The sequence below is a fragment of the Kitasatospora sp. NBC_00039 genome (genome assembly GCF_045160625.1).
Lineage (GTDB): Bacteria > Actinomycetota > Actinomycetes > Streptomycetales > Streptomycetaceae > Kitasatospora.
Genome location: NZ_CP108289.1, coordinates 4473315 through 4496987, shown reverse-complemented (window position 1 = coordinate 4496987; position 23673 = coordinate 4473315). Strand labels below are relative to the sequence as shown.

The window sequence follows — 23673 nt, the reverse complement described above, 5'->3', positions numbered from 1 at the left end:
CATCGGGTTGGCTGATAACGATCGACGGCGCACGCGTGCCCGCCCGCCGGTACGGCGGACGGACACGTGAGGAGCCCCGGTCAGTCCGTGACGGGGATCTGCTGGACGGGCACCACCGCGCTCGCCGGGGTGGCCGGCTCCGGCTGCGCAGGGCGTCCGGTCTGCTCCGGCCGCTCCGGGCCGTTCATGCCGGCGAGCAGCTGGCGGGCCAGGCCGAGGCCGGTGCCGCCCATGGTGAGGGCCTTGGCGAACATCTCCCCCATGCCCTCGGCGCCGTTCAGCAGCACCATGTGCTCGACGTTGCCGAAGGCCTCCGCGCCGGCGCGGACGATCTCGGGCCACTTCTCGGCGAGCTGCTGGGCGACGACGGCTTCCTGGTTCTCGGCCAGGGCGGCGGCCCGAGCCTTGATCGCCTCGGCCTCCGCCAGGCCGAGGGCCCGGGTGGCCTCGGCCGTGGCCAGACCCTTGGCCTCGGCCGCGGCCGCCTCGGCCTGGCCGGTCGCCCGGGTGGCCTCGGCGGAGGCCAGGCCGCGGGCCTTGGTGGCCTCCGCCTCGGCTCCCGCGGCCACCTTCACCCGGTTCGCCTCGGCGGCCGCCTTGAGCTCCGTCTCCTTGGCCTGCGCCTGCGCGGCCGAGATCCGGGCGTCGCGGTCGGCCTCGGCCTTGGTCCGGGTCTCGTACGCGCGGGCGTCGGCCGGCTTGCGGACGTCCGCCTGGAGCTGCTGCTCCTTGCGGTGCGCCTCCAGCTCGGCGACCTTGGTCTCCTGGACCACGACCTCCTGCCGGGCGGCGGCCTGGGCCAGCGGTCCCGCCTGCTGGGCGCGGGCCGTGGCCGTCTCCAGCTCGGCCTGGTAACCGGCCTGCTGGATACCGCTGTTACGGGTCGCCTCGGCCTTGCGGGCGAAGGCCTCCTGCTCGGCCTCGGTGGCCTGCCGGTCCGCCTCCGCCTGGGCGATGCGGGCGTCGCGCATGACGGCGGCGGCGTGCGGGGCCGCGAGGTTCTGGATGTACCCGGTCGGGTCGAGGATCTCCTGGATCTGGAGCGAGTCGATGATCAGGCCGAGCTTCTCCATCTCGGTGCCCGACGCGGCGCGGGTCTCCCCGGTCAGCCGCTCGCGGTCGCGGATCATGTCCTCGACCGTCAACCCGCCGACGATGGAGCGGAGATGACCCGCGAAGACGTTGTGGACCCGGTGGCCCATCATCTGCTGCTGGTCGAGGAAGCGGCGGGCGGCGTTGGCGATCGACACCGTGTCGTCGCCGACCTTGAAGATGACCACGCCCTTGACGTGCACCGGGATCCCCTGCGACGTCACACACTCGACGTCCAGGTCCGCCTCGTTGAGGTCGAGGGAGAGCTTGCGCACCACCTGCACGCCCGGGGTGACGAGCGTGCCGCGGCCGGTGACGATCCTGAAACCCATCCCCTCGCCGACCCCCTCGGCGCGGTGCCTGGAACCGGAGATGATCAGGGCCTCATTGGGCTCGGCGACCCGCCACATGAGTTTGAAGAGAACGACCAGGATGACGATGGAGGCGACGACCGCCCCCGAAATGCCGATCAGCATCGGCGAATTCCCCCTTCAGGGCACACCGGCTCCGTGGCTGCGCTCTGTTGCAGGATGGCGCGGAACGCGGTGGCAGCAGGAGATTCTGCGCCTCCCGTGGATCAGTTGGAAGGACATTTCGTCCCGAGTTCGCACCAGGACCGTCAAGACCGCGTCAAGGGGGCGTCAGAACGGCGCCGGAAAGGACGTCGGAAGCACGTCGGGAGGCCGCCGGAAGCACGTCGGAAGGGCGCCGGCGGGACGCCGTGGACGGCCCCGGAGGGTGGGGCGCGTCAGCCCAGCGCGTGAGCGACGTAGACCGTGCGCGGCGGCTGGTACTCCACCACGACCACCGGTGTGCCGACCGCCAGCACCTCGCCGGGCACGGCCGGGTGGGCGAGGAACGCCTCGGTGCTCCGCCGCTCGCGGACGTGGACCAGCACCTCGCCGACCAGTCCTGGTCCGATCTTCCCGGTCACCCGGCCGGTAGCCCCCACCATGCCGCCAGTGTGCCACCCCTGACCACTGGCTGGAACCCGTCTGGACCAGCGGCGATCCGCTCGCTACGGTGTTGGACGTCATGCGCAGGCAACACCGCCTGCGGACACGGGAGCTCGGAGCACCGGGCTGAGAGGACGCTGACCGGTACGTCGCTGGACGTGCCGACCGCTGCGTCGACCGCAGGAACCTGACCGGGTAATGCCGGCGTAGGGAGTAGAGGGTCTGATGACCACGTTCGACGCACAGCCGCAGTCTGCCCAGAACACCGCCGTCAGCAGCGCGGGCACCGGCTACCCGACCCCGGCCTGGCGCAAGGCCTACCGCGACGGGTCCCGTCCCGACCTGCGCGTTCCGTACCGCGAGGTCGTGCTCACCAACGGCAGGACCGTTCCGCTGTACGACACCTCCGGCCCGTACACCGATCCGTCCTACGAACCCGACGTCCGGCGCGGCCTGCCCGCGCTGCGCGACCCCTGGATCCGCCAGCGCGGCGACGTCGAGGAGTACGACGGCCGCGAGGCCCGCCCCGAGGACGACGGGATCAAGCACACCTCGCCGCGCGGCGGGAACCTGCGCAACCTCGACGCCGTCTTCCCCGGCCGCCCGCGCCGCCCCCTGCGCGGCCGCGGCGGCGCCGCCGTCACCCAACTCGCCTACGCCAAGCGCGGCATCGTGACCCCGGAGATGGAGTTCGTGGCCCTGCGCGAGGGCCTGGCGCCGGAGTACGTCCGCGCCGAGGTGGCCCGCGGCCGCGCCGTCATCCCGGTGAACGTGAACCACCCGGAGGTGGAGCCGGCCATCATCGGCACCAACTTCCTGGTGAAGATCAACGCCAACATCGGCAACTCCGCCGTCACCTCCTCGATCGAGGAGGAGGTGGAGAAGATGACCTGGGCCACCCGCTGGGGCGCCGACACCGTCATGGACCTCTCCACCGGCCGCAACATCCACACCACCCGCGAGTGGATCCTGCGCAACTCTCCCGTGCCGATCGGCACCGTGCCGCTCTACCAGGCCCTGGAGAAGGTCGACGGCAAGGCCGAGGAACTCAGCTGGGACGTCTACCGCGACACCGTCATCGAGCAGTGCGAGCAGGGCGTCGACTACATGACCGTCCACGCCGGCGTGCTGCTCCGGTACGTGCCGCTCACCGCCCGCCGCAAGACCGGCATCGTCTCCCGCGGCGGCTCGATCATGGCCGCCTGGTGCCTGGCGCACCACCAGGAGAACTTCCTCTACAGCAACTTCGAGGAGCTCTGCGACATCCTCGCGGCCTACGACGTCACCTTCTCGCTCGGCGACGGCCTGCGCCCCGGCTCCACCGCCGACGCCAACGACGAGGCGCAGTTCGCCGAGCTGCAGACGCTGGGCGAGCTGGGCCGGATCGCCCGCGAGCGCGACGTCCAGGTGATGATCGAGGGCCCCGGCCACGTCGCGATGAACAAGATCAAGGAGAACATGGATCTCCAGAAGGAGATCTGCGACGAGGCCCCCTTCTACACCCTGGGCCCGCTCACCACCGACGTCGCGCCCGGCTACGACCACATCACCTCCGGCATCGGCGCCGCGATGATCGCCTGGTGGGGCACCGCGATGCTCTGCTACGTCACGCCCAAGGAGCACCTGGGCCTGCCCAACCGCGACGACGTGAAGACCGGCGTCATCACCTACAAGATCGCCGCCCACGCCGCCGACCTCGCCAAGGGCCACCCCGGCGCCAGCGAGTGGGACGACGCCCTCTCCGACGCCCGCTTCGAGTTCCGCTGGGAGGACCAGTTCAACCTGGCCCTCGACCCGGAGACGGCCCGTGCCTTCCACGACGAGACCCTCCCGGCCGAACCCGCCAAGACCGCCCACTTCTGCTCCATGTGCGGTCCGAAGTTCTGTTCGATGAAGATCAGCAAAAGCATCAATGAGCAGTTCGGCCAGGGTCAGGCCTCGCCTGAGTACGACGAGGAGGCTGTCGAGGGCATGAAGGCCATGTCCGACGAGTTCAAGGCCCATGGCAGCAAGGTCTACCTGCCGATGGCGGACTGACCCAGGACACCTGAGCGCCGTCCCGAGAGCTTTCGCCTCTCGGGGCGGCGCTTCGTCGTTCCCGGCCTGCCGGGCATCCGAAATCCCGTGGACGGGGCGGGCGGTCGGGTGCTGGCATGGAGGGAGGATTTCCTCACGGAGCGGTGGTCGCGATGGCTGAGATCAGGATTGTCCTGTCGGTGCGCGACCTGGCCCAGGCGGACCTGCCGTCGTGCGGGTGGGCGGGCGACGCGCTGCACGTGCGGCAACTCGCGGACCAGCTGCGGCGGGCGGAGGCCGGCGAGATCGACTACTTGGCGGTGTGCACGCCGGTGGGGCTTCCCGTGGCGCTCGGCGGCGTCGACTACACAGTGAAGGAGAGCGCCGGAATGCTCTGGCAGCTCGGCGTCCACCCGGCTCTCCAGTCCTGCGGAATCGGCACACTGCTGATCCGCTCTGCGGAGCAGCGGATCACGGCCAGGAGTTTGGCGCGGGCGGAACTGGGCGTGGAGGAGGACAACCCCCGAGCGCGGGCCCTCTACGAGCGCTTGGGCTACCGGGCGTACGGCCGTGAGCCGGACTCCTGGGACGTGGAGGCGGAGAACGGTTCGATCCGGAGGTACGAGACGATGTGCACGTTGATGCGCAAGGACTTGGTGTGAACCCCGGGCATCCGTTGACCTACGAGGCGTTTGTCGCCCTGGCCGCAACCGATCCGGCCGTCGTCGGACTTGTCCTCAAAGGCTCCCACGCTCACGATGGCATGGTCACCGAGCACTCCGACCACGATGTGTACGTCGTCCTCGCCGACGATGAGGAGAGCGACCTCTCCGGTCTCGACGGTTACCGCTCCGCAGAGCTCGACATTGTCGTCACCACGGTCGAGCAGTTCCGACGGCTCGGCGACTGGGAGCGGTACGCCATCGCTCGGGCCCGCGTCCTGCTTGACCGACTCGACGGTGGGATCCTGGAGATCGTCGCCGCCAAGGGGCGGCTCGGCATGGATGAGGCTTCCCGGGACGCTGCCGGCTGGCTGGATGCCTATGCCAATTCGCTCTATCGGTCGGTCAAGAACACCCGTGACGGCCACCTGCTCGCGGGCCGTCTCGACGCGGCCGACAGTGTCGGCTTCTTGCTGGAACTGCTGTTCGCCATGGACCGTCGTCCGCGCCCCTACAACAAGTACCTGGAGTGGGAGCTGGAGAGGTTTCCCCTGCCGGCGTGGGAGACGCGATCGCTGCTGGACACGATCGGAAGCATCGCGGCGACGGGTGAGGTGAGCATGCAGCGACAGCTCTTCGCCAAGGTCGAGGCCGTGGCACGCGAGGCCGGCCACGGGCCCGTTCTGGATGCCTGGGACGAGGACCTGGTGTTGATGCGGCCCAGCCTGGGTGATCCGGCCTGAACTCCGAATGTGCTGCCTTCGGGCTGAAGTTGCCCTCGATGAAGATCAGCCGGAAGATCCGCGACGAGCACGGCGACGGCTCCAGCGCGGTCCCGAGCGACTTCGACGCCGCGGCGCTGGCCGGCGTGCAGGCCAAGTCCGAGGAGTTCGCCGCCCAGGGCAACCGGGTCTACCTCCCGCTCGCGGACTGACCATTCCGGACGACACCGGCCCGTGCTTCGGAGGGGAGGGCGCTGGCCGGTGCCGTGCCGCGGGATCGCGACCGTCGACCCGGGTCGAGGCGCACCATGGACGTATGAGCCAGATGCTCCGACCGGGCCTCGCCGAGCTCACCGTCGTCGGTCAGGGCGGCGATGCGCCGATGCGGGTGATCGCGGCTGTGGTCGACTGCCTCACCCCGATCAGCGGGCTGCACGGCGGGCTGTGGACCAAGGGGGTCTACCGGCGTCTGGTGGTCGATGTCGCTCCCGTGGCTGCGACGGGGAGGAGCCTCCCCGATCCCGGCCCGTCCGGGGACCCCCGGGCGGGGGCGAGTCCGATCCCGCAGGATCTGGTGCATGTGGAGGTCCGCTCCGTCGAGCTGACCGACGCCGAGCGGGTGCGTGCAGTGATCGTCGCGGCGTACCCGCCGGTCCGCCATCCGGAGCCGGTGACCAGCCTGAGCAGTGCTGTTCTCCACACCTATCTGCTGAGCTTCGCCGTCGATACGGCCCAGGTGAGGAGCTGACGGGTCGGTCCGGCCGGTGTCCGGCGAGCGGGATGCCCGGGGTGGGGTCAGAGCCCGAGGATCTCGCGGATGAGGCCGAGTTTGTGCTCGGGGGAGAGGTCCTGTGGGCGGTCGGCGAGCAGCCCGTTGAGAATGCCGGGAACGTCGGACCCGTCGGGCGCCTGGATGGCGTCGATGACCTGGCACCGCAGGCCGCCGTCCCGGACGAACACCCACACGTCGTGTTCCTTGCGCGGCTCGCCGTTCTCCCGGGTGCCGCCGGCGCGGCCGTATCCGAGAGGGTCGATTGAAGCCGAGCCGGCGGCCGTATACGAGCCGTTGAGTGCGTAGGCCAACGACACGCCGGAGCGTGGGGAAAATGCCCCACTGGCGGCAGTGCGTCACCCTTTTGCATCTTTATCATTCTTTCCTTTTCATGTTGCTGTTGCACGGTGTACTGAGTTTGTGACGGTGCATCACCACCCTGACGGGCTGCCGCTCTGCGGAGCTCCCGGGGGCCGCCCGTGGCGCCCGAGGCGCGTGTACGAGGGCTTGTGGTCCGACCAGAACTCACCATCGGCGCTCCGAATTCCTCTTTTCGGGTGACGGAGCTCAACGGCGAAAAGAAAGGGTCCTGTCCTATGGCAGTCGATGCCATTCCGTCCGCCCCACCTGAGAGAGGGCGCAGACGCGCCCGACTCACGGGGGCGCTCGCACTGCTGTCCGGCGTCACGTTGCTTGCGACGGCAGGTCTGGTCGCGAGCCCCGCACACGCCGCCCAGGCGCCGGTGACGCTGGGGACCGACACCAGCTACGCGGTCCTGGGCGCCACAACGGTCACCAACACCGGTCCCAGCGTGATCAACGGGGACCTGGGACTCAGCCCGGGTACCAGTGTGACGGGCTTTCCGCCCGGGATCCTGAACGGAGTCCAGCACGTCAACGACGCCCAGGCCGCCCAGGCCCAGTCCGACCTGGTCATCGCCTACAACGACGCCGCAGGCCGGGCCCCCACGGCCAGCCTGACGTCTCCGGGCGACATCGGCGGACTGACACTGACGCCCGGCGTCTACAAGGCGACGTCGTCGCTGAACCTCACCGGGACCGTCACTCTCGACGCCTTGGGCGATCCCAGTGCCGTCTTCATCTTCCAGATCGCCTCCACCCTGATCACGGCCCCGTCGAGCGTCGTCAGCCTGGTCAACGGGGCGCAGGCCTGCAACGTGTTCTGGCAGGTGGGAAGCTCCGCGACGATCGACGTCAACTCCTTCTTCAAGGGCAACATCATGGCCCTCGCGTCCATCACGGTGAATCACGCCTCGGTGATCGAAGGCCGTGCCCTGGCGCGCACGGGGGCCGTCACGCTGGACGACAACACCATCACGAGGGCGGCCTGCACCGTCGGCCCGCCCGGACCGAGCGGCCCGCCCGGACCGAGTGGGCCGGCGGGTCCGAGCGGTCCTGCCGGCCCTCCTGGCGCGGCCGGTTCTCCCGGTGCGCCCGGCCCCAACGGTGCGCCCGGTGTGCCCGGCGCACCTGGCTCTCCGGGTGCCGCAGGACCTAACGGTGCCCCCGGTGTGCCTGGTGCGCCCGGTGCTCCCGGTGCTCCCGGGCCTGACGGCGCGCCCGGTGCGCCCGGCGTTCCCGGTGCGCCCGGCCCCAACGGTGCGCCCGGCGTGCCCGGCGCGCCCGGCTCTCCGGGTGCCGCCGGCCCCAATGGTGCCCCCGGTGCCCCCGGTGCCCCCGGCGCTCCCGGTGCCCCCGGTGCGAACGGTTCGCCGGGTGCGAACGGTTCGCCGGGTGCGAACGGTTCGCCGGGTGCCAATGGCCTGCCGGGTGCGAATGGCTCGCCCGGTGCGAACGGTTCGCCCGGTGCGAACGGTTCGCCCGGTGCGAACGGTTCGCCCGGTGCTCCCGGCCCGGCGGGTCCGGCGGGTCCGGCAGGGCCGGCGGGTCCGGCAGGGCCGCCCCAGTCTCCTGGTCACGGCGACCAGGGGCACGGTGGTCATGAGCACGGTGATCACGGGAACGGCCCGGGCAACCACAGCAATGCGCCGGTCGGTCACGGCAATGAGCAGGGCAACCCCAACAACGCCCCGGTCGGTCACGAGCAGGGCGCTCCCGTTCAGCACCAGGGGTCGGAGCAGGCACTCGCCGCCACCGGCTCGGACGGATCCGTCGGCATCGCGGTGGGTTCGGCGATCGCCGTCGTCCTGGGAGGCGCTCTGGTCGTCCTCGTGAGGCGAAGCGGACGAGCCACCGCCCGCCGGCGGCATTAGCCCTCGCAGGGGTGAACACCCGGCGTCCCCGGTGCGGTTGTCTCCTGCTCGTCGACTGACGCCGCGTCGCTCGCCGGTGCCGGCCCGGAGTGGGGCCGGCACCGGCGTGCTCCGGTGCCCGGTCGCTTGCGCCGTCACGCGGCGGCGCGGGCGGCCGTCATGGCGGTGACGCGGTCGGCGGTGAGGATGCCGAGGAGGTAGCCGTCGTCGTCGATGACGGGCCAGACCGCGAGTCGCTTGATCCGCATCGCCAGGGCGGCACTGTCCAGGGCCATGGTGGACCAGGCGAACGGGCCGCGCTGGTGCATGGTGTCGCGGACCGGGATGTGCTCGGTGTACCAGGACCGGGCGAGGAACGGGCGGAGCCCGATCCGGGTCACCAGGCCCGCGCAGAGCCCGTCGTGGTCGCGGACGATCAGGTAGGCGACGTGCGCGCTGTGGAAGATGTCGTTGGCCTGGTCGACGGTGCTGTCGTCGGCGATCTGGTACTCGTACGGCTCCATGGCGTCGGCGACCGTGAGGGCGGTGCCGGCCGGCCGTGCGGGAGGGGTGCTTCTGATGGTCACGGTCATGATGTCGCCCGAGCCCGCCTCCGGGCGGCCCGTCTGTCGGCTGCCCGGTGCCGTCGTGCACCCAGAACGAGGCCGGATCGGGGACCGGGATGCGAGATGCCCTGGATACCGTCCAGGCTACTCCCGGCGGGGCCTCCCCGGGGGCCGGCCGGAGTAGCCTGGGAGGCAACCGAGGACATGTGGAATGCCGGTACTCGCACCGGTGTCGCCCTGGGTCATGATGCGGTCCTTCCCGAAGGGCCTGACGGGCGGCTCGTGATGATGCCGATTCCTCTTCCCATCTCCGCCGCGGGGCCGTGGTCGACCCCTGGGGTCCCGCTGCTGCCGCGTCTCGTGCTGGAGCCGACGATGTCGCGCGCGGGCGTGTTCGACGGGGCGTGGTGGCCCCGGTCCAACGACATCCGGGCCGAGCTTCCGGATCTGATCACCGCACTCGGCGTCCACCTGGGCCGGATCGTCCGGGTCGGCCTGGACTCCGCGGCCTGGACCGACATTCCCCGGTCGGTCCTGGTGGACGGGCTCGTGGTCCGGATCGGCTGGTTCGCCGGCAGTGACGAGACCATCAGCCTCACCCGGGGCTTCCAGGACCACTTCCTCCTGCTGGTGGTCCCGCCCGGCACCGACCCGGGGATCGCGGCGTTCGCGATGGCTGGCGCCGCGGCGGCCGGCAACCACACGCCGGCGGCCGAGCTGCTCGCCTGAACGGGGCGCGAAGGAGGCCGTGAAGGAGGCCGTGACCTGGACGGGCCGCGAAGGAGGCCACGAAGGAGGCGCGGGGCCGGCTACTGCGGCGCGTCCTCCGGGTACCAGCGGAGCTCGACGGTGTTGCCGTCCGGGTCCTGGACGTAGACGGAGGTCGCGTTGCCGCGTGCGCCGTAGCGGGAGACGGGGCCTTCGAGGACGGTGAAGACGCCGGAGTCGATGACCTCCTGCCAGTCCAGCGGGTCCACCGTCAGGCAGAGGTGGTCGACGTTGGACTCGCCGCGGTCGCGGTGGCTCAGGTCGATGATGGTCTCCGGGGTGATCCGCACCGAGGGGAACGAGACGCGCCCGGCCCGCCACTCGTCGACCCGGACGGGCTCCAGGCCGAGCAGGCCGACGTAGAACTCCAGCGAGCGCTCGACGTCCTGGACGTTGAGGACGAGGTGGTCGAAGGCCTTGATGCGGACGGCGGCCATGGTGGGCTCCCGGGGGGTGGGCGGTGGTCCTCGTGACGTGTTCCATGATCTGCCGTTCGGGGGGCGTCATCAACGCACGTCTGCACTAGGATCGTTGAGTCGGACTCAACGATCGGATGTCGGGGTATGTGGGAGCGGCACGAGGTCGAGGCTTTCCTGACGCTCGCCGAGGAGCTGCACTTCGGCCGGACCGCCGAGCGGCTGGGCGTGACCACCGGGCGGATCAGCCAGGTCATCGGGAAGCTTGAGCGCCGGACGGGCGCCCGGCTCTTCGAGCGGACCAGCCGTACCGTCCGGCCGACCGCGATCGGGCAGCGGCTGGCGAACGACCTGGCGCCGCTGGTCGTGGGGTTCGAGGAGGCGGTGCGGCGGGCGGTGGACGCCGGGCGCGGGGTGACCGGGGAGCTGCGGGTCGCGTTCCTCGGGGAGTGGACGGCGCCGGTGCTGCTCAGGGCCGTCCGGCTGTTCGGCGAGCGCCACCCCGGCTGCCGGGTCGACGTGCGCGAGGTGCAGCTCTTCAACTCCCGTCCGAGCCTGCTGGACGGCTCCGTCGACCTGCTCATCGCCGCCTATCCCTTCGACGGCGACGGCCTGGTCTGCGGGCCGGTGCTGCTCTCGGAGCGGCGGGTGCTGGCGGTGGCCGCCGGGCATCCGCTGGCGCGGGAGGCCCGGGTGTCGGTCGAAGTCCTCGGCGACCATCCGGTGGTGCAGTACCCGGCGGCCACCTCGGCCGGGTTCAAGCGGGACCGGACGCCCGACCGCACCCCGTCCGGCCGGCCGGTGCCGAAGGGGCCGGTGGGCAACACCTTCTCGGAGATGCTCACCCTCGTCGCACTGGGCCAGGGCGTGCTGCCCGTCGGCGAGCACTCCCGGCAGTACTACCCCCGCCCCGACATCGCCTACGTGCCGGTCCACGACGCGCCGCCGATCGAACGGGGGCTGGTGTGGAGGGAGAGCAACACCACCGAGCGGGTCCGCGCATTCGTCCGCGCCGCGACGGATGCCGCCACTGCGGATGCCACCGCCAGGGAGGCCGCTGCGACGGAGGCCGCCGCTACGGATGCCGCCGCGATCGACGAGTGATCGATCCGGCGGCCCGTCCGCCGGCCGCGGCGCAGTGACCGAACGGCCCGGCCCTGCTGCGGACGCCCGCCCCGGCCCGCCCCGCCCGCCCCGGTGCGGCCGGGGCGGGTCCTCGGCCTCAGACGTCGTCGGGGCTGGTGAAGGCCGGCGGCGTGTAGCCGGGGCCGGTGAAGTCCGGGGTGGTGAAGGTGGCGGTGCGCGGCTCCCGGCCCTCCTGGTCGGTGAGCCCCTCGGCGCCGGGGCTGCTGAAGCCCGGTCCGGTGTAGCCGGGGCTGCTGAAGTCGGGGCTGCTGAAATCGGGCCGGGAGGGGTCGGGCCGAGCCGCCTCCCCCGCCTGCGCCGGTATGACGGCGGCCGTCGGCGGTACCGGGTCGGCGCGCAGGGCGGTGTGCAGGTACGGCAGCAGCGCCCGGTCGCGCAGTGCGCGCTGCCACTCGCGCCGGGCGTCGGCCAGTTCGGCGGCGAGGTCAGGGTCGGCCCCGGCCGGGGCGGGCACGGTGGAGCCGTCCCGCAGGGCGGTGAGGATCAGCCCGACGATGCCGACCGCCATCGCGGCGACCCCGGCGGCCAGGGCGAGCCAGCCGGCGGTCAGTACCGAGCGGGCGAGCGCCATCCCGGGGTCGGCGGCACGCAGCCCGTACCCGAGGAGCAGCAGGACCAGTGCGGCGGTCCAGGCGAGGATCGGGGTGAGGACGGTGAGCACCGGGAAGAGCCCGGCGCCGCCGTCGGCGGAGCGCAGCTGGGTGAGCAGCCCGGGGGCGGTAGGTTCACCGTCCTGGGCGGGCGGAGGTGTGCTGCGCAGGCTCTCCCGCAGCCGGAGGTAGTGCTGGTACTCGGTGGCCGCCGCTGCCGCGACGCCGTCGGCGGCGCGCAGGGTCTGGATGCGCAGCTGGTCGCCGGTGAGGGCGCCGGGCGTGCGCAGGGCGGTCAGGATGGTGCCGTCGCGCAGTGCTTCGTCGAGGAGGCGCTCGAAGTCCGGGCGGTCCTCGGCGAGCAGGTGCGGGGCGTTGTTCATGGGGACCCCGTTCATGCGAACCCATCCCCCGGCCTCCGGCCGGGGGGACTCCCGTGCCCAGGCCCGCGGGCGGGCAGGGACGGGCACGGAGACGGCCGCCACACGGGCGGCCGGGTGTGGTGTGCCTCGATGGTAGGGGCGGGTGCGGTCGCGCTGACAGTAACTTTCCGGAATTTCGCGCCCCGGGCCGCGCGTGCGGTCCGGCCCGGGCGCCGGGAACGGGCGTTCGGTGCGGCGCCCGGGCGGACTTCAGGCCCAGCGGGCCGGTAGGACTGTCTGACCGTCAGATCGGCAGCCGCGCGACCAGCAGGCGTCCCTCCATGGTGACGCCGCCGTCCATCGCCACGGCGAGGTCGTCCGCGTAGATGTACGGGCCGGGGATGTGCAGCGGCGCGCCGTCGTCGGCGTGCACCGCGCCGGTGAGGTACGGGATCGGGCTGTGCCCGTGCACGATGCGCGAGCCGCCGTAGGTGTCGAGCAGCTCGTGGACGGCCTGCGGCCCGGCGTCGCCGCGGAAGGCGAAGCGCTTGGTGAACCGGCGGAAGCAGTCCCACCACTCGTCCACGCCCTCGTCGGCGAGCAGGTCGTGGACGGCGTCGTTGACCTCGGCGATGGACTCGCCGTACTCCAGGTAGGCGGTGGTGTCGGAGTGCAGCAGCAGGTGGCCGTCCTCCAGCGCCATGGCGGGGAGCCGGGAGAGCCAGCTGACGTGGTGCGCCTCCAGCCGGTCCAGGTCGTGCTGCTGGCCGCCGTTGAGCCGCCAGGCGGCGAGGAACGAGGCGGTGCCGGCGGTGGACTGGACGGGCTCGTCGCCGTACCGGGAGGCGCCGAGGAAGAGCAGTTCGTGATTGCCCATCAGGGCCCGGCAGTAGCCGCCGGCGGCGGCGGCCTCGGCGGCGAGCTGCATGACCAGGTCGATGACGCCGATGCCGTCCGGGCCGCGGTCGGTGAAGTCACCGAGGAACCAGATCCGGGAGCGGCCGGCCGACCAGTGGCCGTCGGCGTCGATCAGGCCCTGGTGGCGCAGCTCGGCGATCAGTTCGTCGAGGTAGCCGTGCACGTCGCCGACGACGTAGAGCGGGCCGGGCGGCTCGTTCGGGGCGGGCGCGGGGTAGGGGTGGTACGGCAGGCCGGGCTCGGCGAACGGGGGGCCGAGCTCGATGGTCGGCGGGTCGTCGCTCTGGTGCGCGGGCGAGGGCCGGTCGGGGAGCGTCGGCTCGTACCCGGCGTGCGCGGCCTGCGGGCCGTGGTCCTGGAGGCCGTGGTTCTGCGGGTGGTGGTGCTCCTGCAAGCCGTGGTCCTGCGGGTGGTGGTGCTCCGGCCGGCCGTGGCCGTCCCGCTGTGGATCGTGGCCGTTCTCCGGGTGCCCGGTGCCCGGCCAGTGCTGTTCGAGGTAGCGGGCGCCGCCGTAGCCGCTGTACGTCTCCGACTCGTACGCCGCCTCGGCGTACCCGGCCGGCTCCGGTTCGTAGTAGGTGCCGTAGGGCAGCACGTCGAGGTCCGGCTGGTGGCGGGGGCCTGAGTCCGGGTGTTCAGGCCCGGGGAAGCGGTCCTCGGGTGTCATTCGCCCATCATAGGAAGACCACTCTCCCGGCGTCGTCACCTGGTGGGTATCCAATCCTCCGGAGCGTCAGCCGGGTGGTCCGTCAGGTCCGTTTTGTCCCGGCTAGGTATGGTCTAGACCGCCTCTGGGCTCGTCGCACGAGTGCGGGCGGCGAGCCCAGGGCGCTCCTACACCTCACCCGGCGGGCGCGGCGGGCTGACCGTGGTGCGCGGGCTCCGGCGCTGGGAGGACGCGCGGACGATCAGCTCGGTGGGCATCAGGGTGCCGGGCGGCGGGCCGTTGCCGGCGGTGCGGAACCGGGGCGGGAAGAGCCGGGCGATGTCGACGCCCGTCCCGGAGTCCACTCCTTCGATGGCGTCGATGAGCAGGTTGACGACGGTGGTGCCGATCCGCCGGGGCTTGAGCGAGAGCGTGGTGATCGGCGGCTCGGTGGCCGCGTAGACGTCGCTCTCGCTGCAGCAGACGAGCAGCAGGTCGTCCGGCACCCGCAGGCCGTACCGGCGGGCGGCGGCGAGCAGGTCGGTGCCGTTGGGGTCGAAGAGGCCGTAGACGGCGTCGGGCCGGTCGGGGCGGGCGAGCAGCCGGTCGGCGGCGACGGCGCCGGCGGCCGGGTCGTGCGCGGGGTAGGCCTCGTAGACCGGCTCCTGGCCGACCTTGGCGCACCAGGCGAGGTAGGCCTCGGTGGAGAGCCGGGTGTAGGTGTCGGTGCTGGTGCCGGTGAGCAGGCCGATCCGGCGGGCGCCGGCCTCGGAGAGGTGGTCGAGGATGCCGAGCACGGCGGCCTCGTGGTCGTTGTCGACCCAGGCGGTGACCGGGCAGTTGCCGGGCTTTCCGTCGCTGACCACCGGGACGCCGGACCGGTACAGCTCGCTGACCAGCGGGTCCTGGTCGGGCGGGTCGATCACCACGGTGCCGTCGAGGGCGATGTTGCCCCAGACGTCGTGCCGGGAGGAGGCGGGCAGCACCACCAGCGCGTAGCCCCGGCCGAGCGCGGCGCTGGTCGCGGCGCGGGCCATCTCGGCGAAGTAGGCGAACTCGGTGAAGGTGAAGGGTTCCTCGCCGTACGTGGTGACGGTCAGTCCGATCAGGCCCGAGCGCCCGGTGCGCAGGGTGCGGGCGGCGGCGGAGGGGCGGTAGCCGAGGCGTTCGGCGACCTCGCGCACCCGGCTTCTGGTCTCGTCGGGCAGGCGGCCCTTACCGTTCAACGCGTCGGAGACGGTGGTGATCGACACTCCTGCGGCTGCTGCCACATCCCGGATGCCGGCCCGCTCCAGACGCCGTGAGGTGGTGGGTCGCCGACCGCTCTGGTTGGCTGCTGCTGTCATGGCGGACCGATCGTATGGCTCCTGACAAGGGTCTGTGACCGGCGCATCGGGGGCCCTTGGAGATACGTTTCTCCAAGAGTGAGCCTCTGCGCGCCCCTTCAATACCCGCACGAAACCAGCCGTCTTACCTCTGACATGTGCCAATGGAACCCGCCAGAATGGCTGATCTGCGCCCATAACCCGACCGGGCATCTCACTCCTACGGGTGAGTGCGGTCGGTATCGTTCAGGGCACCCGACCGGGTGGTCCGGGTGCGTTGCGAGTTCCCGGGCCGGGCGGCGATCCCGTCCGAGACGGGCGTGGGCGCACCGGAAGCAGCTCGAAGCGGTGAGAACGCCGCGAGCTCGACCGAGCTCGACCGAGTGGAAGAGAAGGAGCAGGACCGTGAGTGGAACGGCACCGCAGGGGCCCCGGCTGAGGCCGACCCTGGACGGCATCCCCACCTACAAGCCCGGCAAGCCGGCCGGCGCCGACGCCTACAAGCTGTCCTCCAACGAGAACCCGTACGAGCCGCTGCCCGGCGTGCTCGACGCGGCGGTCAAGGCGGCCGGCTCGTTCAACCGGTACCCGGACATGGCGGTCACCGAGCTGACCGCCGAGCTGGCGGCGCACTTCGGCGTCCCGGCCGAGCACATCGCCACCGGCACCGGCTCGGTCGGCGTCGCCCAGTCCCTGATCCTCTCCACCGCCGGCCCGGGCGACGAGGTGATCTTCGCCTGGCGCTCCTTCGAGGCCTACCCGATCATCACCCAGGTCGCCGGCGCGACCCCCGTCCCGGTGCCGCTCACCGCGGGCGGGGACCACGACCTGGACGCGATGCTGGCCGCCGTCACCGAGCGGACCCGGCTGATCTTCGTCTGCAACCCGAACAACCCCACCGGCAACGTGATCCACCGCGCCGAGCTGGAGCGCTTCCTGGACGCCGTGCCCGCCGACATCCTGGTGGTCGTCGACGAGGCGTACATCGAGTTCATCCGTGACCCCGAGGTCCCCAACGGCATCGAGCTCTACCGCGACCGCCCCAACGTCTGCGTGCTGCGCACCTTCTCCAAGGCGTACGGCCTGGCGGGCCTGCGGGTCGGCTTCGCGATCGCGCACGAGCCGGTGGCCACCGCGCTGCGCAAGACCGCGGTGCCGTTCGGCGTCACCCAGCTCGCCCAGGACGCCGCCGTCGCCTCGCTGCGGGCCGAGGAGGCCCTGATGGTCCGGGTCGAGGCGCTGGTCGAGGAGCGCACCCGGGTCGTCGCCGGGCTGCGCGCCCAGGGCTGGGAGATCCCGGACTCGCAGGCCAACTTCGTCTGGCTGCCGCTCGGCGAGCGCTCGCAGGAGTTCGCGGCCGCCTGCGCCGCGGCCGGCGTGATCGTCCGCCCCTTCCCGGAGGGCGTCCGGATCTCGATCGGCGAGGTCGAGGGCAACTCGATCTTCCTCGCGGTGGCCGAGGCCTTCCGCAAGGAGCTGTAGGACGCGCGAGGGGCTCTGCCACGCACCACGACGGAGTGGGAAGTCGGTCGGTCCGACTTCCCACTCCGTCGTTCTGCGGGCGGCCTCACCCGCGCCGTAGGAAGAGCGCCGCGGCGGCGGCGGCCAGCAGCACCAGGGCGGCGTTCACGGCGATCGCCCAGCCGACGCCGGTGAGCACGGTGGTGCCGGCGGCGGCCGCGGTCGCGACCGCGCTCATCACCGGGGTGCCCAGGGTGATGCCGACCTGCTGGGTCATCGTGGCGACGCCGGTGGCCAGCCCCTGCTCCTCGTCCGGCAGGCCCGAGGTGGCCGTCACCATGAAGCCGACGATCGCCAGCATGTTGCCCACCCCGCCGACGAAGGTCGCCGCCAGCAGCAGGCCCAGCCAGGCCCGGTCCGCGCCGAGCAGGACCAGCGAGGCGGTCGCCACCGCCTGGACGAGGAAGCCCGCGATCAGCGCGCCCCGGCTGCCGAGCCGGCCGATCAGCCGCGGTGCCGCCACCCCGCCGACCACGGTGCCCGCGCCCAGTACGCCGAAGGCCAGGCCGGTGGCCAGCGGGGAGAAACCGAGCACCCGCTGCAGGTAGAGGGTCAGCAGGAAGACCAGCGAGGTCTCGGTGGCGAAGGCCAGCAGCCCGGCCGCGTTGCCCCAGACCACCGTGCGCCGCCGCAGCACCCGGACCGGCACCAGCGGGGCGGCGGCGGACCGCTCGACGAACCAGAACGCCGTCAGCAGCACCGCGGCCAGAGCGAGCGCCCCGAGTGCCAGCGGGTCGCCCCAGCCGTGCTCGCCGGCCGTCGTCAGCCCGTAGATCAGGGCGAGCAGGCCGCCGGTGACGGTGACCGCACCGGGCAGGTCCATCCGGGTCCGACGTTCCGGCCTGCTCTCGGCGATCAGCCGCGGCGCCACCAGCAGCACGGCCAGGGCGACCGGCACGTTGACGAAGAACGCCCAGCGCCAGCTGAGCAGGTCGGTGAGCAGCCCGCCGAGCACCGCGCCCGAGGTGAAGCCGGCCGACATCAGCGCACCGTTCAGGCCCAGCGCCCGGGCGCGCAGCGGCCCCTCGGGGAAGGCCGTGGTGAGCAGCGCCAGCCCGGCCGGGGTGACGGCGGCGGTGGCCAGGCCCTGGGCGACCCGGGCGGCCAGCAGCATTCCGGGGCTGGTGGCCAGGCCGCCGACCAGGGACGAGACGCCGAGCACGGCCAGGCCGAGCAGGAAGACCCGGCGCCGTCCGACGAGGTCGGCCACCCGCCCGAAGAGCAGGGTGAAGCCGGCGGCGGCGAGGGCGAACGAGGTGGCGATCCACTGCAGACTGCCGAGCCCGAGGCCGAGGCCCTGGCCGATCACCGGCAGGGCGACGTTCAGGATCGAGAAGTCCACGGCCAGCATGAACTGGGCTGCCAGCAGCACGACCAGGACGAGCCGCTGCCGGCCGGTCATGCCGGCCTTCGTTCCGGGGAGGGTTGGTGCTTCGGGTGCTTCGGGTACTTCGGACAGGGTGGCGGTCATCGGTCCGCTGCCTTTCCACTCGACGAGGTCTCGGGGTACGGCAACAGCCTGTGCGGCGGCGCCCGGGGTACCCAGACCCCCGCGAAGGGTGGCACTGACAGTGACAGGCTCCGTGGCGCCCGGCGGTGTTGACTGGAGCCCATGACCGCAGCCACCGCACCCGAGACACCGACCGAGCTGGGCGAGTTCCTGCGCACCCGCCGCGCCCGGCTGCAACCCGAGGACGTCGGCCTGACCACGTACGGGACGAGGCGGCGGGTGCCGGGCCTGCGGCGCGAGGAGCTGGCCCAGCTGGCGGGCGTCAGCATCACCTACTACACGCGGCTGGAGCAGGGGCAGAGCCGCAACGTCTCCGACGAGGTGCTGGACGCCATCGCGCGGGCGCTTCGGCTGGACGCGGACGAGCGGGCCCACCTGCGCAACCTGGCCCGCCCGGGCCGTTCGGCGAAGGGGCGGGCGGCCGCCGAGCGGTTCGAGCGGGCGAGGCCGGCGGTGCGGCAGCTGATCGCGGCGATGGTCGACGTCCCGGCGGTGGTGGTCGGCCGCCGCAACGAGGTGCTGACCTGGAACCCGCTCGGCCACGCCCTGCTGGCCGGGCACGTCGACCTGGCGGCCCCCGAGCGGCCGGCGGACCGGCCGAACCTGAGCCGGCTGCTCTTCCTCGACCCGCGCACCCGGGAGTTGTACCCGCACTGGGAGACCGAGGCGCGGGCCCAGGTGGCGTTCCTGCGGCTGGCCGCAGGGCGTTACCAGGAGGATCGGCAACTGGCCGAGGTCATCGGAGAGTTGTCGATGAAGAGCGCGGAGTTCGCGGCGCTCTGGTCACGCCACCCGGTGCACGACTGCCTGTTCGGGACGAAGGAGTTCCGGCACCCGGTGGTGGGGGAGCTGGAGTTGGACTTCGAGGCGCTGCCCCTGCCGGAGGCGTCCGGCCACCGGATGCTGCTCTTCAGCACGGCGCCCGGTTCGTCGTCGGAGGCGGGCCTGCGCCTGCTGGCGGCCAGCGCCGCTGCGGCGCCGACCGCCGCCCTGGGCCTCCCGAGCTCCGCGCCTACCGCTTGACGATCCGGTCGAGGACGGCGGCGACGCGTTCCTTGACCGCCGCCGCGTGGTGGAGGGCCTCCGGCGCCGCGTCGGTGCCCGGCGGTCGGACGCCCCGGTCCGCGAGGACGTAGAGCAGGCGCAGCGTGCGCAGGCAGTTGGTGACATGGGCGGGGACCGGGGTGCTGAGGCGGTCGGCTCCGAAGCGGGCGCCGATCGGGTCCAGCCAGGCGGTCGCGTCGTGCTCGCTCATGTCGGTCCGGGTGAGCACCCGGGCGACCGCCCGGGCCAGCCGGTCGTCCTCCAGCTGGTCGAGCACGTGATCGGTGGGCGCCGTCAGCCGGGCGGCGGCGAGGTGCAGCATACGTACCGGATCCACGTCGGGGTGGCGGCCGAACCGGTCCAGCAGGTCCGCGCCGTGGGCGACGGCATGCAGCCAGCCGAGCTTCTCGTCATGGCCGCGCAGGTCCTGCTCCGCCGGGTACCACTGCTCGAACGCGGCCACCCAGGCGGAGTTGAAGTCCCCCTTCTCCACCAGCATGTCGAGCACGAGGGGGGCGAACGTGCGGGCCTGGATCTCCGGATCGAGGAAGCGGGCGGCCATCTCGTCCCCCAGCGCCAGCCGGCGGGGCGTGGGGATCACCCCGCGCTCGATCCAGGTCGAGAGGACGGCGTAGGGTGCTCCGTCCCGGACTGACGGATCGGGATCCGCCAAGGCGGCGGAGAGTTCGCGGACCAGCTCCTCCAGGGAGCGGTCGGCGGGTACGGCACAGTCGTCGGCTTCGATCCTGCTCCAGTCGGTCACGGCAGGCAGGATAGGCCCGCACTGCCGTACGGCACCGGGAATTTTTTCCGTGCGGCGAGGCCCTCGCCCAGGAGCGGACGAGGGCCTTCGAGTGCGTGCTCAGCTGGGTTTGCGGTGGCGGCCGCCGGGGGCGTGGCCGGAGTTCCGCTCCCGTGTCTTCCGCTGCATCTCCTGGAGGATGGCCAGGGTCTCGGGGTGAACCGTGGCCTCTTCCTCGTCGTCGTCCTCGTCATACGCGTTCTGCTGCGGATTCCGCCGTGCCTGCGCGAGCAGCTCGTCGTAGCGGGGATCCCCGGGCACGACCTTGTGCCACCCGTCGTAGAAGTACCCTTCCGGGGCCCTTCCGCCGTACTTCTGCCAGATGGTGACGCCGTCGGCGTCGAGCGTCGGATGCGCGGTGACCTCGTAGCTCTCGGAATGCTCGCTCAAAGTACTCCTCCAGGATCTGCGCCACTTTGCGGTCGCCGGACTTGATGGGTGTCAGGTCTTCTTCCGGAGCGCTTTGCGAATTCTCGGGTCTGCAGATCTCGGCCCCGCGTCGGAGTGTCAGCCGGTCGGAGCCAGTCGTCCAGCTTGCCCTTGCTCATGCTCGCGTCCGCGTCGATGTCGATCATCCCCGTCCCGTCGAGGGCGAAGCCGCCGCCGTTTTCGAAGAGGGAGACGAGCGGTTCGAAGGGGTTCGGGAGCTGGAACGGGACTCGGCCGGCCTCTTCGAGAGCGGCGAAATGCAGCGCCCATTCACAGCTCCGCTGAACGGCCGACTGCTGCTGGACGCAGCTCCGTGAGATGCGCTCGACCACATCGGAATCCGCGCGTACGGACGGATCGATCAGGGCGGCCACGTCGAAGAACGGCCATGCGTCCGAACCGAGCTGTTGCGCCCAGAGCGCCGAGCGCCGCAGGAACTCCCGCATCAGCGACATGCGCAGGCGAGTGTCCCAATCCTCGGGGGACCATTCGACGTCGAGCAGTCGACCGGCCAGGCCTGCGGGTGTCCTGAGGCCGTTCAGCGGGCTGTGTCGACGGCATCGAGGGCGTCGAGGGTGGTGAGGTCGAGCGTGACGGCGGGGGCGGAGGAGAGGTAGTCGGACAGTCGGCGCAGGGGGATGGCGATGCCGTCCAGCTCGATCATTTCCTCGACGTAGAAGCCGCCTCCCCGCTCGAACATGAGCAGCAGCGGTTCGTAGGGGTCGGGCAGATTGGGAACGTCGACGGTCGTCTCGCGGCAGAAGGCGGGCCAGTGCACAGCGCCGCGGCAGGTCTCCTCAAGCGTGCGCCTGCCAATGGTGCTGTCGACGAACTCGTCGAGTTCGGCCATGACGTCGGGAGCGGCGCGGACGGTCGGGTCGATGTGTTGGCCGATGTCGAAGAATGGCCAAAGCTTCTCGGCGCCGAAGGCGTTCGCCCAGCAGGCGGACCGGCGCAGGTACTCGCTCATCAGATGCGCCCGGGACCGGGCGTGGCTGTACGCGAGGTCCCAGTCACCCCAAGGGGCGGCCTGCAGACGGTCCAGCACGACGCGCGACGGATCCTCTGTCACTTGAGCTTCACTCCGTTCTTGCGCAGCTCCTGCTTGATCTCGGAAACCACGCTATCAATGTTCGAAAGGTCGCCAGCAAGGGTGGAAGGTGGCTCCAATCCGAGCTTCGGCCAGTGTCTGAAGTGGCCCTCGTCGGAGTGCGGAGCCAGGTCGTGGGCGCCGGCGTTGTCCAAATCCCTCGGGAACTGCTTCCAACCCGTCTCGTCCCAGACATCCGGATGTTTCGACACGTAGGGCAGACCGGCCTTCATCAACTCGCTTTCGATGTACTCGTGGGCCAGCAGTGCCTTGAACTGCTCGAGCTTTTTGGGCTTAATCGTGCCCGCCTGGGCGTCCAGCCAGTTCTGGGCGATGTCGTCGCGGGGGGTGAAGAGCCCCTTCTTCGTGGTGAGTGGGCCGGTTGCGACCTCGTGCTGCGATCGGAAGAGATGGGCCTTGATCTGGCGGAGCACGGTCTCGTCGACGCCCGTGGTCTTGGCGATCTTCGGCAGGTCGACCTTGTTGTCGGTCGCGCGGATCTGCTCGTACGCCTTGCCGGCGAACTCCGAGGGCTCGGCGACCCATCCCGCGCCGGCCCAGCCCTCGGTGTCGGTGTGCGGCGTCTTCGCGCGACCGGGCGCCGCCGCGCCGCCGACGGCGCCGAGGACGAGGTCGAGGGGCATGACGGGGCCGGTCTGGAACACCTCGCCGGCGCCGGCGGTGAGGGCGGCGCCGGTGACCATGCGGCCGGGGATGGTGTCGGCGGCGGCGGCGAGTTTGCCGGCGGCGGCGAGGGCGACGGAGGCGCTGTCGGCGCTCTCGGCGGCGGTGGCGACTACGCGGCCGCCGGCGCCGAGGCCGCTGCCGGCGCCGCCCATGACGCCGCCGGTCTCGGCGGCGGAGAGGGCTTCGGTGAGGCTGTAGCCGCCGTCGCCGAAGGAGACGCGGATGGGCTGGGCGACGGCGAGGTCGACGGTGACGGCTTCGACGGCGCCGAAGACGACGCCGGTCAGGACGGTTCCGGCGATCGCGGCGATGGTTTCGGAGACGGCGACGCCGAGGGCCTCGGCGGCGGCGATAACGCCTGCGGTGGCGACGCCTGCGGCGGCTTCGGAGAGTCCGGCGGTGAAGAAGGCGAGGGCGGTGCCGGCGACCAGGGAGGCGCCGACGATGGCGGCCTCCTCCTCCAGCTTCTTGACAGCCTTGTCGACCTCGTCGGCGAACTTCCGCAGCGCTTCGGCGAGGTTGCGGCAGGCCTTGGCGCTGTCGGGGAGCCAGCCCTTGCCGCCCTCGTAGTAGCGGTGCCAGAAGGTGGCGAAGGCGTCCATGGCGGGGCCGTGGTTGTTCTCGATGAGGGCGGCCGCGGCCTGGCTGGTGGGGGCGGTGACGTTGTCGATCGCCGTGGCCATCGCATCCCATGCGGCGGCGGCCTTGCGGAGCTTGCCGGGGTCCGCGTCGGGCCACCACATGCCGGTGGTCTTGCGGACGATCTTCGCGGCTGCGGATTCACCCATGGTCCGGCTCCCCCTGCGACGGCCGGCCGCCTGTCGGCGCGGTCATGCGGAGAGGTCCTTGTGGACACGGCGGTCGGCGTCGAGGTGGTTGTCCGCGTGGGCGACCAGGCCGTCGTGGATGCTGGCCAGGCCCTTCACGAGGACGTCGAGCGCGGAGAGCACGTGGTCGTGCGGGCCCTGGTAGGCCTGGGCGAACTCCTTGCCCTGCTTGTCGTCGCCCCAGGGGCTGCCGGCATCGGCGAGGCTGTGCTTCAGCTTGTCGAGCGCGGTCTTGAGGTCCTGACTCTGTTTCGCGAAGGCCGGCGCGGCCGTCTTCAGGTCCTGCGGCCGGACGTTGAACCCGGGACCTCCTGCTGCTGGCCCATCCGCCATCTTCTCCCCCTGATATGGCCCTGACGATCCGATCGGTCAGGGGATCTGATGGGTGGACAGGTCGGCGCGGTTTCCATCCGGAGGCGTGGCGTCTATCACACGGCTTCCCTTGCCCGGTGGTCAGAAAAATGATGATCAATTGATGGCAAAGGGAAGACAAGAGCGCAAAGCGTCCCGAAGTGCCTTCTGGGGCAGACACGGTGGAGCGTCTGGAGAACCCTGCCATCGCGAGCGGCGAGGCCCCCGCCCGCCCGGGCGGG

The 23673-nt window shown here is 71.7% G+C and carries 25 protein-coding genes and 1 riboswitch; of the genes, 10 read left to right on the top strand and 15 right to left on the bottom strand.

What is annotated here, in order from left to right:
- Positions 1–80: 80 nt before the first annotated feature.
- A complete protein-coding gene (locus OG286_RS19865; protein ID WP_405360643.1) occupies positions 81–1568 on the bottom strand; it encodes a flotillin family protein in 1488 nt (495 codons plus the stop codon).
- A gap of 272 nt (positions 1569–1840) precedes the next feature.
- Positions 1841–2047 carry a hypothetical protein gene (locus OG286_RS19860; RefSeq protein ID WP_405360645.1) on the bottom strand — a complete coding sequence of 69 codons (207 nt, stop codon included), beginning with the start codon at positions 2045–2047 and terminating at the stop codon, positions 1841–1843.
- A gap of 96 nt (positions 2048–2143) precedes the next feature.
- Positions 2144–2278: riboswitch (TPP riboswitch) on the top strand.
- Here OG286_RS19860 and thiC point away from each other — a divergent pair.
- The 5 genes from thiC to OG286_RS19835 all read left to right on the top strand — a co-directional run bounded on the left by thiC (position 2274) and on the right by OG286_RS19835 (position 6196).
- Positions 2274–4085 carry a phosphomethylpyrimidine synthase ThiC gene (gene thiC / locus OG286_RS19855; RefSeq protein ID WP_396322924.1) on the top strand — a complete coding sequence of 604 codons (1812 nt, stop codon included), beginning with the start codon at positions 2274–2276 and terminating at the stop codon, positions 4083–4085. (Overlaps the previous riboswitch by 5 nt.)
- Before the next feature lie 152 nt (positions 4086–4237).
- Positions 4238–4726 carry a GNAT family N-acetyltransferase gene (locus OG286_RS19850; RefSeq protein ID WP_405365635.1) on the top strand — a complete coding sequence of 163 codons (489 nt, stop codon included), beginning with the start codon at positions 4238–4240 and terminating at the stop codon, positions 4724–4726.
- Positions 4723–5469, top strand: a complete 747-nt coding sequence (locus OG286_RS19845; RefSeq protein WP_396322922.1) for a hypothetical protein — start codon at positions 4723–4725, stop codon at positions 5467–5469. The genes OG286_RS19850 and OG286_RS19845 overlap by 4 nt, the downstream gene beginning before the upstream one ends.
- A gap of 38 nt (positions 5470–5507) precedes the next feature.
- Entirely contained in the window at positions 5508–5660 is a 153-nt protein-coding gene (locus OG286_RS19840; protein ID WP_396322921.1) for a thiamine biosynthesis protein ThiC, read from the top strand.
- A 104-nt stretch (positions 5661–5764) separates the two neighbouring features.
- A complete protein-coding gene (locus OG286_RS19835; protein WP_405365634.1) occupies positions 5765–6196 on the top strand; it encodes a hypothetical protein in 432 nt (143 codons plus the stop codon).
- Between the two features lie 47 nt (positions 6197–6243).
- On the opposite strand, the gene OG286_RS19830 is transcribed toward OG286_RS19835, so the two are convergent.
- The gene (locus OG286_RS19830; protein ID WP_396322919.1) at positions 6244–6537 is read right to left on the bottom strand and encodes a hypothetical protein; all 294 of its coding nucleotides are present in this window, start codon (positions 6535–6537) and stop codon (positions 6244–6246) included.
- Between the two features lie 240 nt (positions 6538–6777).
- Here OG286_RS19830 and OG286_RS19825 point away from each other — a divergent pair, with 240 nt between their 5' ends.
- Positions 6778–8454, top strand: a complete 1677-nt coding sequence (locus tag OG286_RS19825) for an ice-binding family protein (protein WP_405365633.1) — start codon at positions 6778–6780, stop codon at positions 8452–8454.
- Positions 8455–8588: 134 nt separating this feature from the next.
- Here OG286_RS19825 and OG286_RS19820 read toward each other — a convergent pair whose 3' ends face one another.
- Positions 8589–9020 carry a CBS domain-containing protein gene (locus OG286_RS19820; RefSeq protein WP_405365632.1) on the bottom strand — a complete coding sequence of 144 codons (432 nt, stop codon included), beginning with the start codon at positions 9018–9020 and terminating at the stop codon, positions 8589–8591.
- 102 nt (positions 9021–9122) lie between these two features.
- On the opposite strand from OG286_RS19820, the gene OG286_RS19815 reads away from it, so the two are divergent.
- Positions 9123–9728: a DUF5994 family protein gene (locus OG286_RS19815; protein ID WP_396322916.1), complete on the top strand. Its 606-nt coding sequence runs from the start codon at positions 9123–9125 to the stop codon at positions 9726–9728.
- A gap of 80 nt (positions 9729–9808) precedes the next feature.
- Here OG286_RS19815 and OG286_RS19810 read toward each other — a convergent pair whose 3' ends face one another.
- Complete coding sequence (locus OG286_RS19810; RefSeq protein WP_405365631.1) at positions 9809–10204, bottom strand: VOC family protein; 396 nt, start codon at positions 10202–10204, stop codon at positions 9809–9811.
- A gap of 126 nt (positions 10205–10330) precedes the next feature.
- On the opposite strand from OG286_RS19810, the gene OG286_RS19805 reads away from it, so the two are divergent.
- Positions 10331–11287 (top strand): LysR family transcriptional regulator, encoded by a 957-nt coding sequence (locus tag OG286_RS19805; RefSeq protein ID WP_405365630.1) that lies wholly within the window; start codon positions 10331–10333, stop codon positions 11285–11287.
- A gap of 118 nt (positions 11288–11405) precedes the next feature.
- Here OG286_RS19805 and OG286_RS19800 read toward each other — a convergent pair whose 3' ends face one another.
- From OG286_RS19800 to OG286_RS19790, 3 genes are all read right to left on the bottom strand, one after another.
- Positions 11406–12317 carry a hypothetical protein gene (locus OG286_RS19800; protein ID WP_405365629.1) on the bottom strand — a complete coding sequence of 304 codons (912 nt, stop codon included), beginning with the start codon at positions 12315–12317 and terminating at the stop codon, positions 11406–11408.
- A gap of 268 nt (positions 12318–12585) precedes the next feature.
- The gene (locus tag OG286_RS19795; protein ID WP_405360655.1) at positions 12586–13866 is read right to left on the bottom strand and encodes a metallophosphoesterase; all 1281 of its coding nucleotides are present in this window, start codon (positions 13864–13866) and stop codon (positions 12586–12588) included.
- A gap of 167 nt (positions 13867–14033) precedes the next feature.
- Positions 14034–15191, bottom strand: coding sequence for a LacI family DNA-binding transcriptional regulator (locus OG286_RS19790; RefSeq protein ID WP_396322911.1), 1158 nt, complete (start codon positions 15189–15191; stop codon positions 14034–14036).
- Between the two features lie 384 nt (positions 15192–15575).
- Here OG286_RS19790 and hisC point away from each other — a divergent pair, with 384 nt between their 5' ends.
- Positions 15576–16652, top strand: a complete 1077-nt coding sequence (gene hisC, locus OG286_RS19785) for a histidinol-phosphate transaminase (protein ID WP_396322910.1) — start codon at positions 15576–15578, stop codon at positions 16650–16652.
- 85 nt (positions 16653–16737) lie between these two features.
- Here the strand turns inward: hisC and OG286_RS19780 are convergent, their stop codons facing one another.
- Positions 16738–18162: an MFS transporter gene (locus tag OG286_RS19780; RefSeq protein WP_396322909.1), complete on the bottom strand. Its 1425-nt coding sequence runs from the start codon at positions 18160–18162 to the stop codon at positions 16738–16740.
- A 141-nt stretch (positions 18163–18303) separates the two neighbouring features.
- On the opposite strand from OG286_RS19780, the gene OG286_RS19775 reads away from it, so the two are divergent.
- Positions 18304–19224 (top strand): helix-turn-helix domain-containing protein, encoded by a 921-nt coding sequence (locus OG286_RS19775; protein ID WP_396322908.1) that lies wholly within the window; start codon positions 18304–18306, stop codon positions 19222–19224.
- On the opposite strand, the gene OG286_RS19770 is transcribed toward OG286_RS19775, so the two are convergent.
- The 6 genes from OG286_RS19770 to OG286_RS19745 all read right to left on the bottom strand — a co-directional run bounded on the left by OG286_RS19770 (position 19214) and on the right by OG286_RS19745 (position 23413).
- Positions 19214–20008 (bottom strand): DUF2785 domain-containing protein, encoded by a 795-nt coding sequence (locus OG286_RS19770; RefSeq protein WP_405365628.1) that lies wholly within the window; start codon positions 20006–20008, stop codon positions 19214–19216. The genes OG286_RS19775 and OG286_RS19770 overlap by 11 nt on opposite strands.
- Before the next feature lie 99 nt (positions 20009–20107).
- The gene (locus OG286_RS19765; protein ID WP_396322906.1) at positions 20108–20437 is read right to left on the bottom strand and encodes a hypothetical protein; all 330 of its coding nucleotides are present in this window, start codon (positions 20435–20437) and stop codon (positions 20108–20110) included.
- Entirely contained in the window at positions 20434–20931 is a 498-nt protein-coding gene (locus OG286_RS19760; RefSeq protein WP_396322905.1) for a hypothetical protein, read from the bottom strand. The genes OG286_RS19765 and OG286_RS19760 overlap by 4 nt, the downstream gene beginning before the upstream one ends.
- Before the next feature lie 83 nt (positions 20932–21014).
- Positions 21015–21548, bottom strand: coding sequence for a hypothetical protein (locus tag OG286_RS19755; protein ID WP_405365627.1), 534 nt, complete (start codon positions 21546–21548; stop codon positions 21015–21017).
- Positions 21545–23041, bottom strand: a complete 1497-nt coding sequence (locus tag OG286_RS19750; protein WP_405365626.1) for a hypothetical protein — start codon at positions 23039–23041, stop codon at positions 21545–21547. Before OG286_RS19750 ends, OG286_RS19755 begins: the two co-directional genes overlap by 4 nt.
- Positions 23042–23083: 42 nt before the next feature.
- Positions 23084–23413 (bottom strand): WXG100 family type VII secretion target, encoded by a 330-nt coding sequence (locus OG286_RS19745; RefSeq protein ID WP_396322901.1) that lies wholly within the window; start codon positions 23411–23413, stop codon positions 23084–23086.
- Positions 23414–23673: the final 260 nt, after the last annotated feature.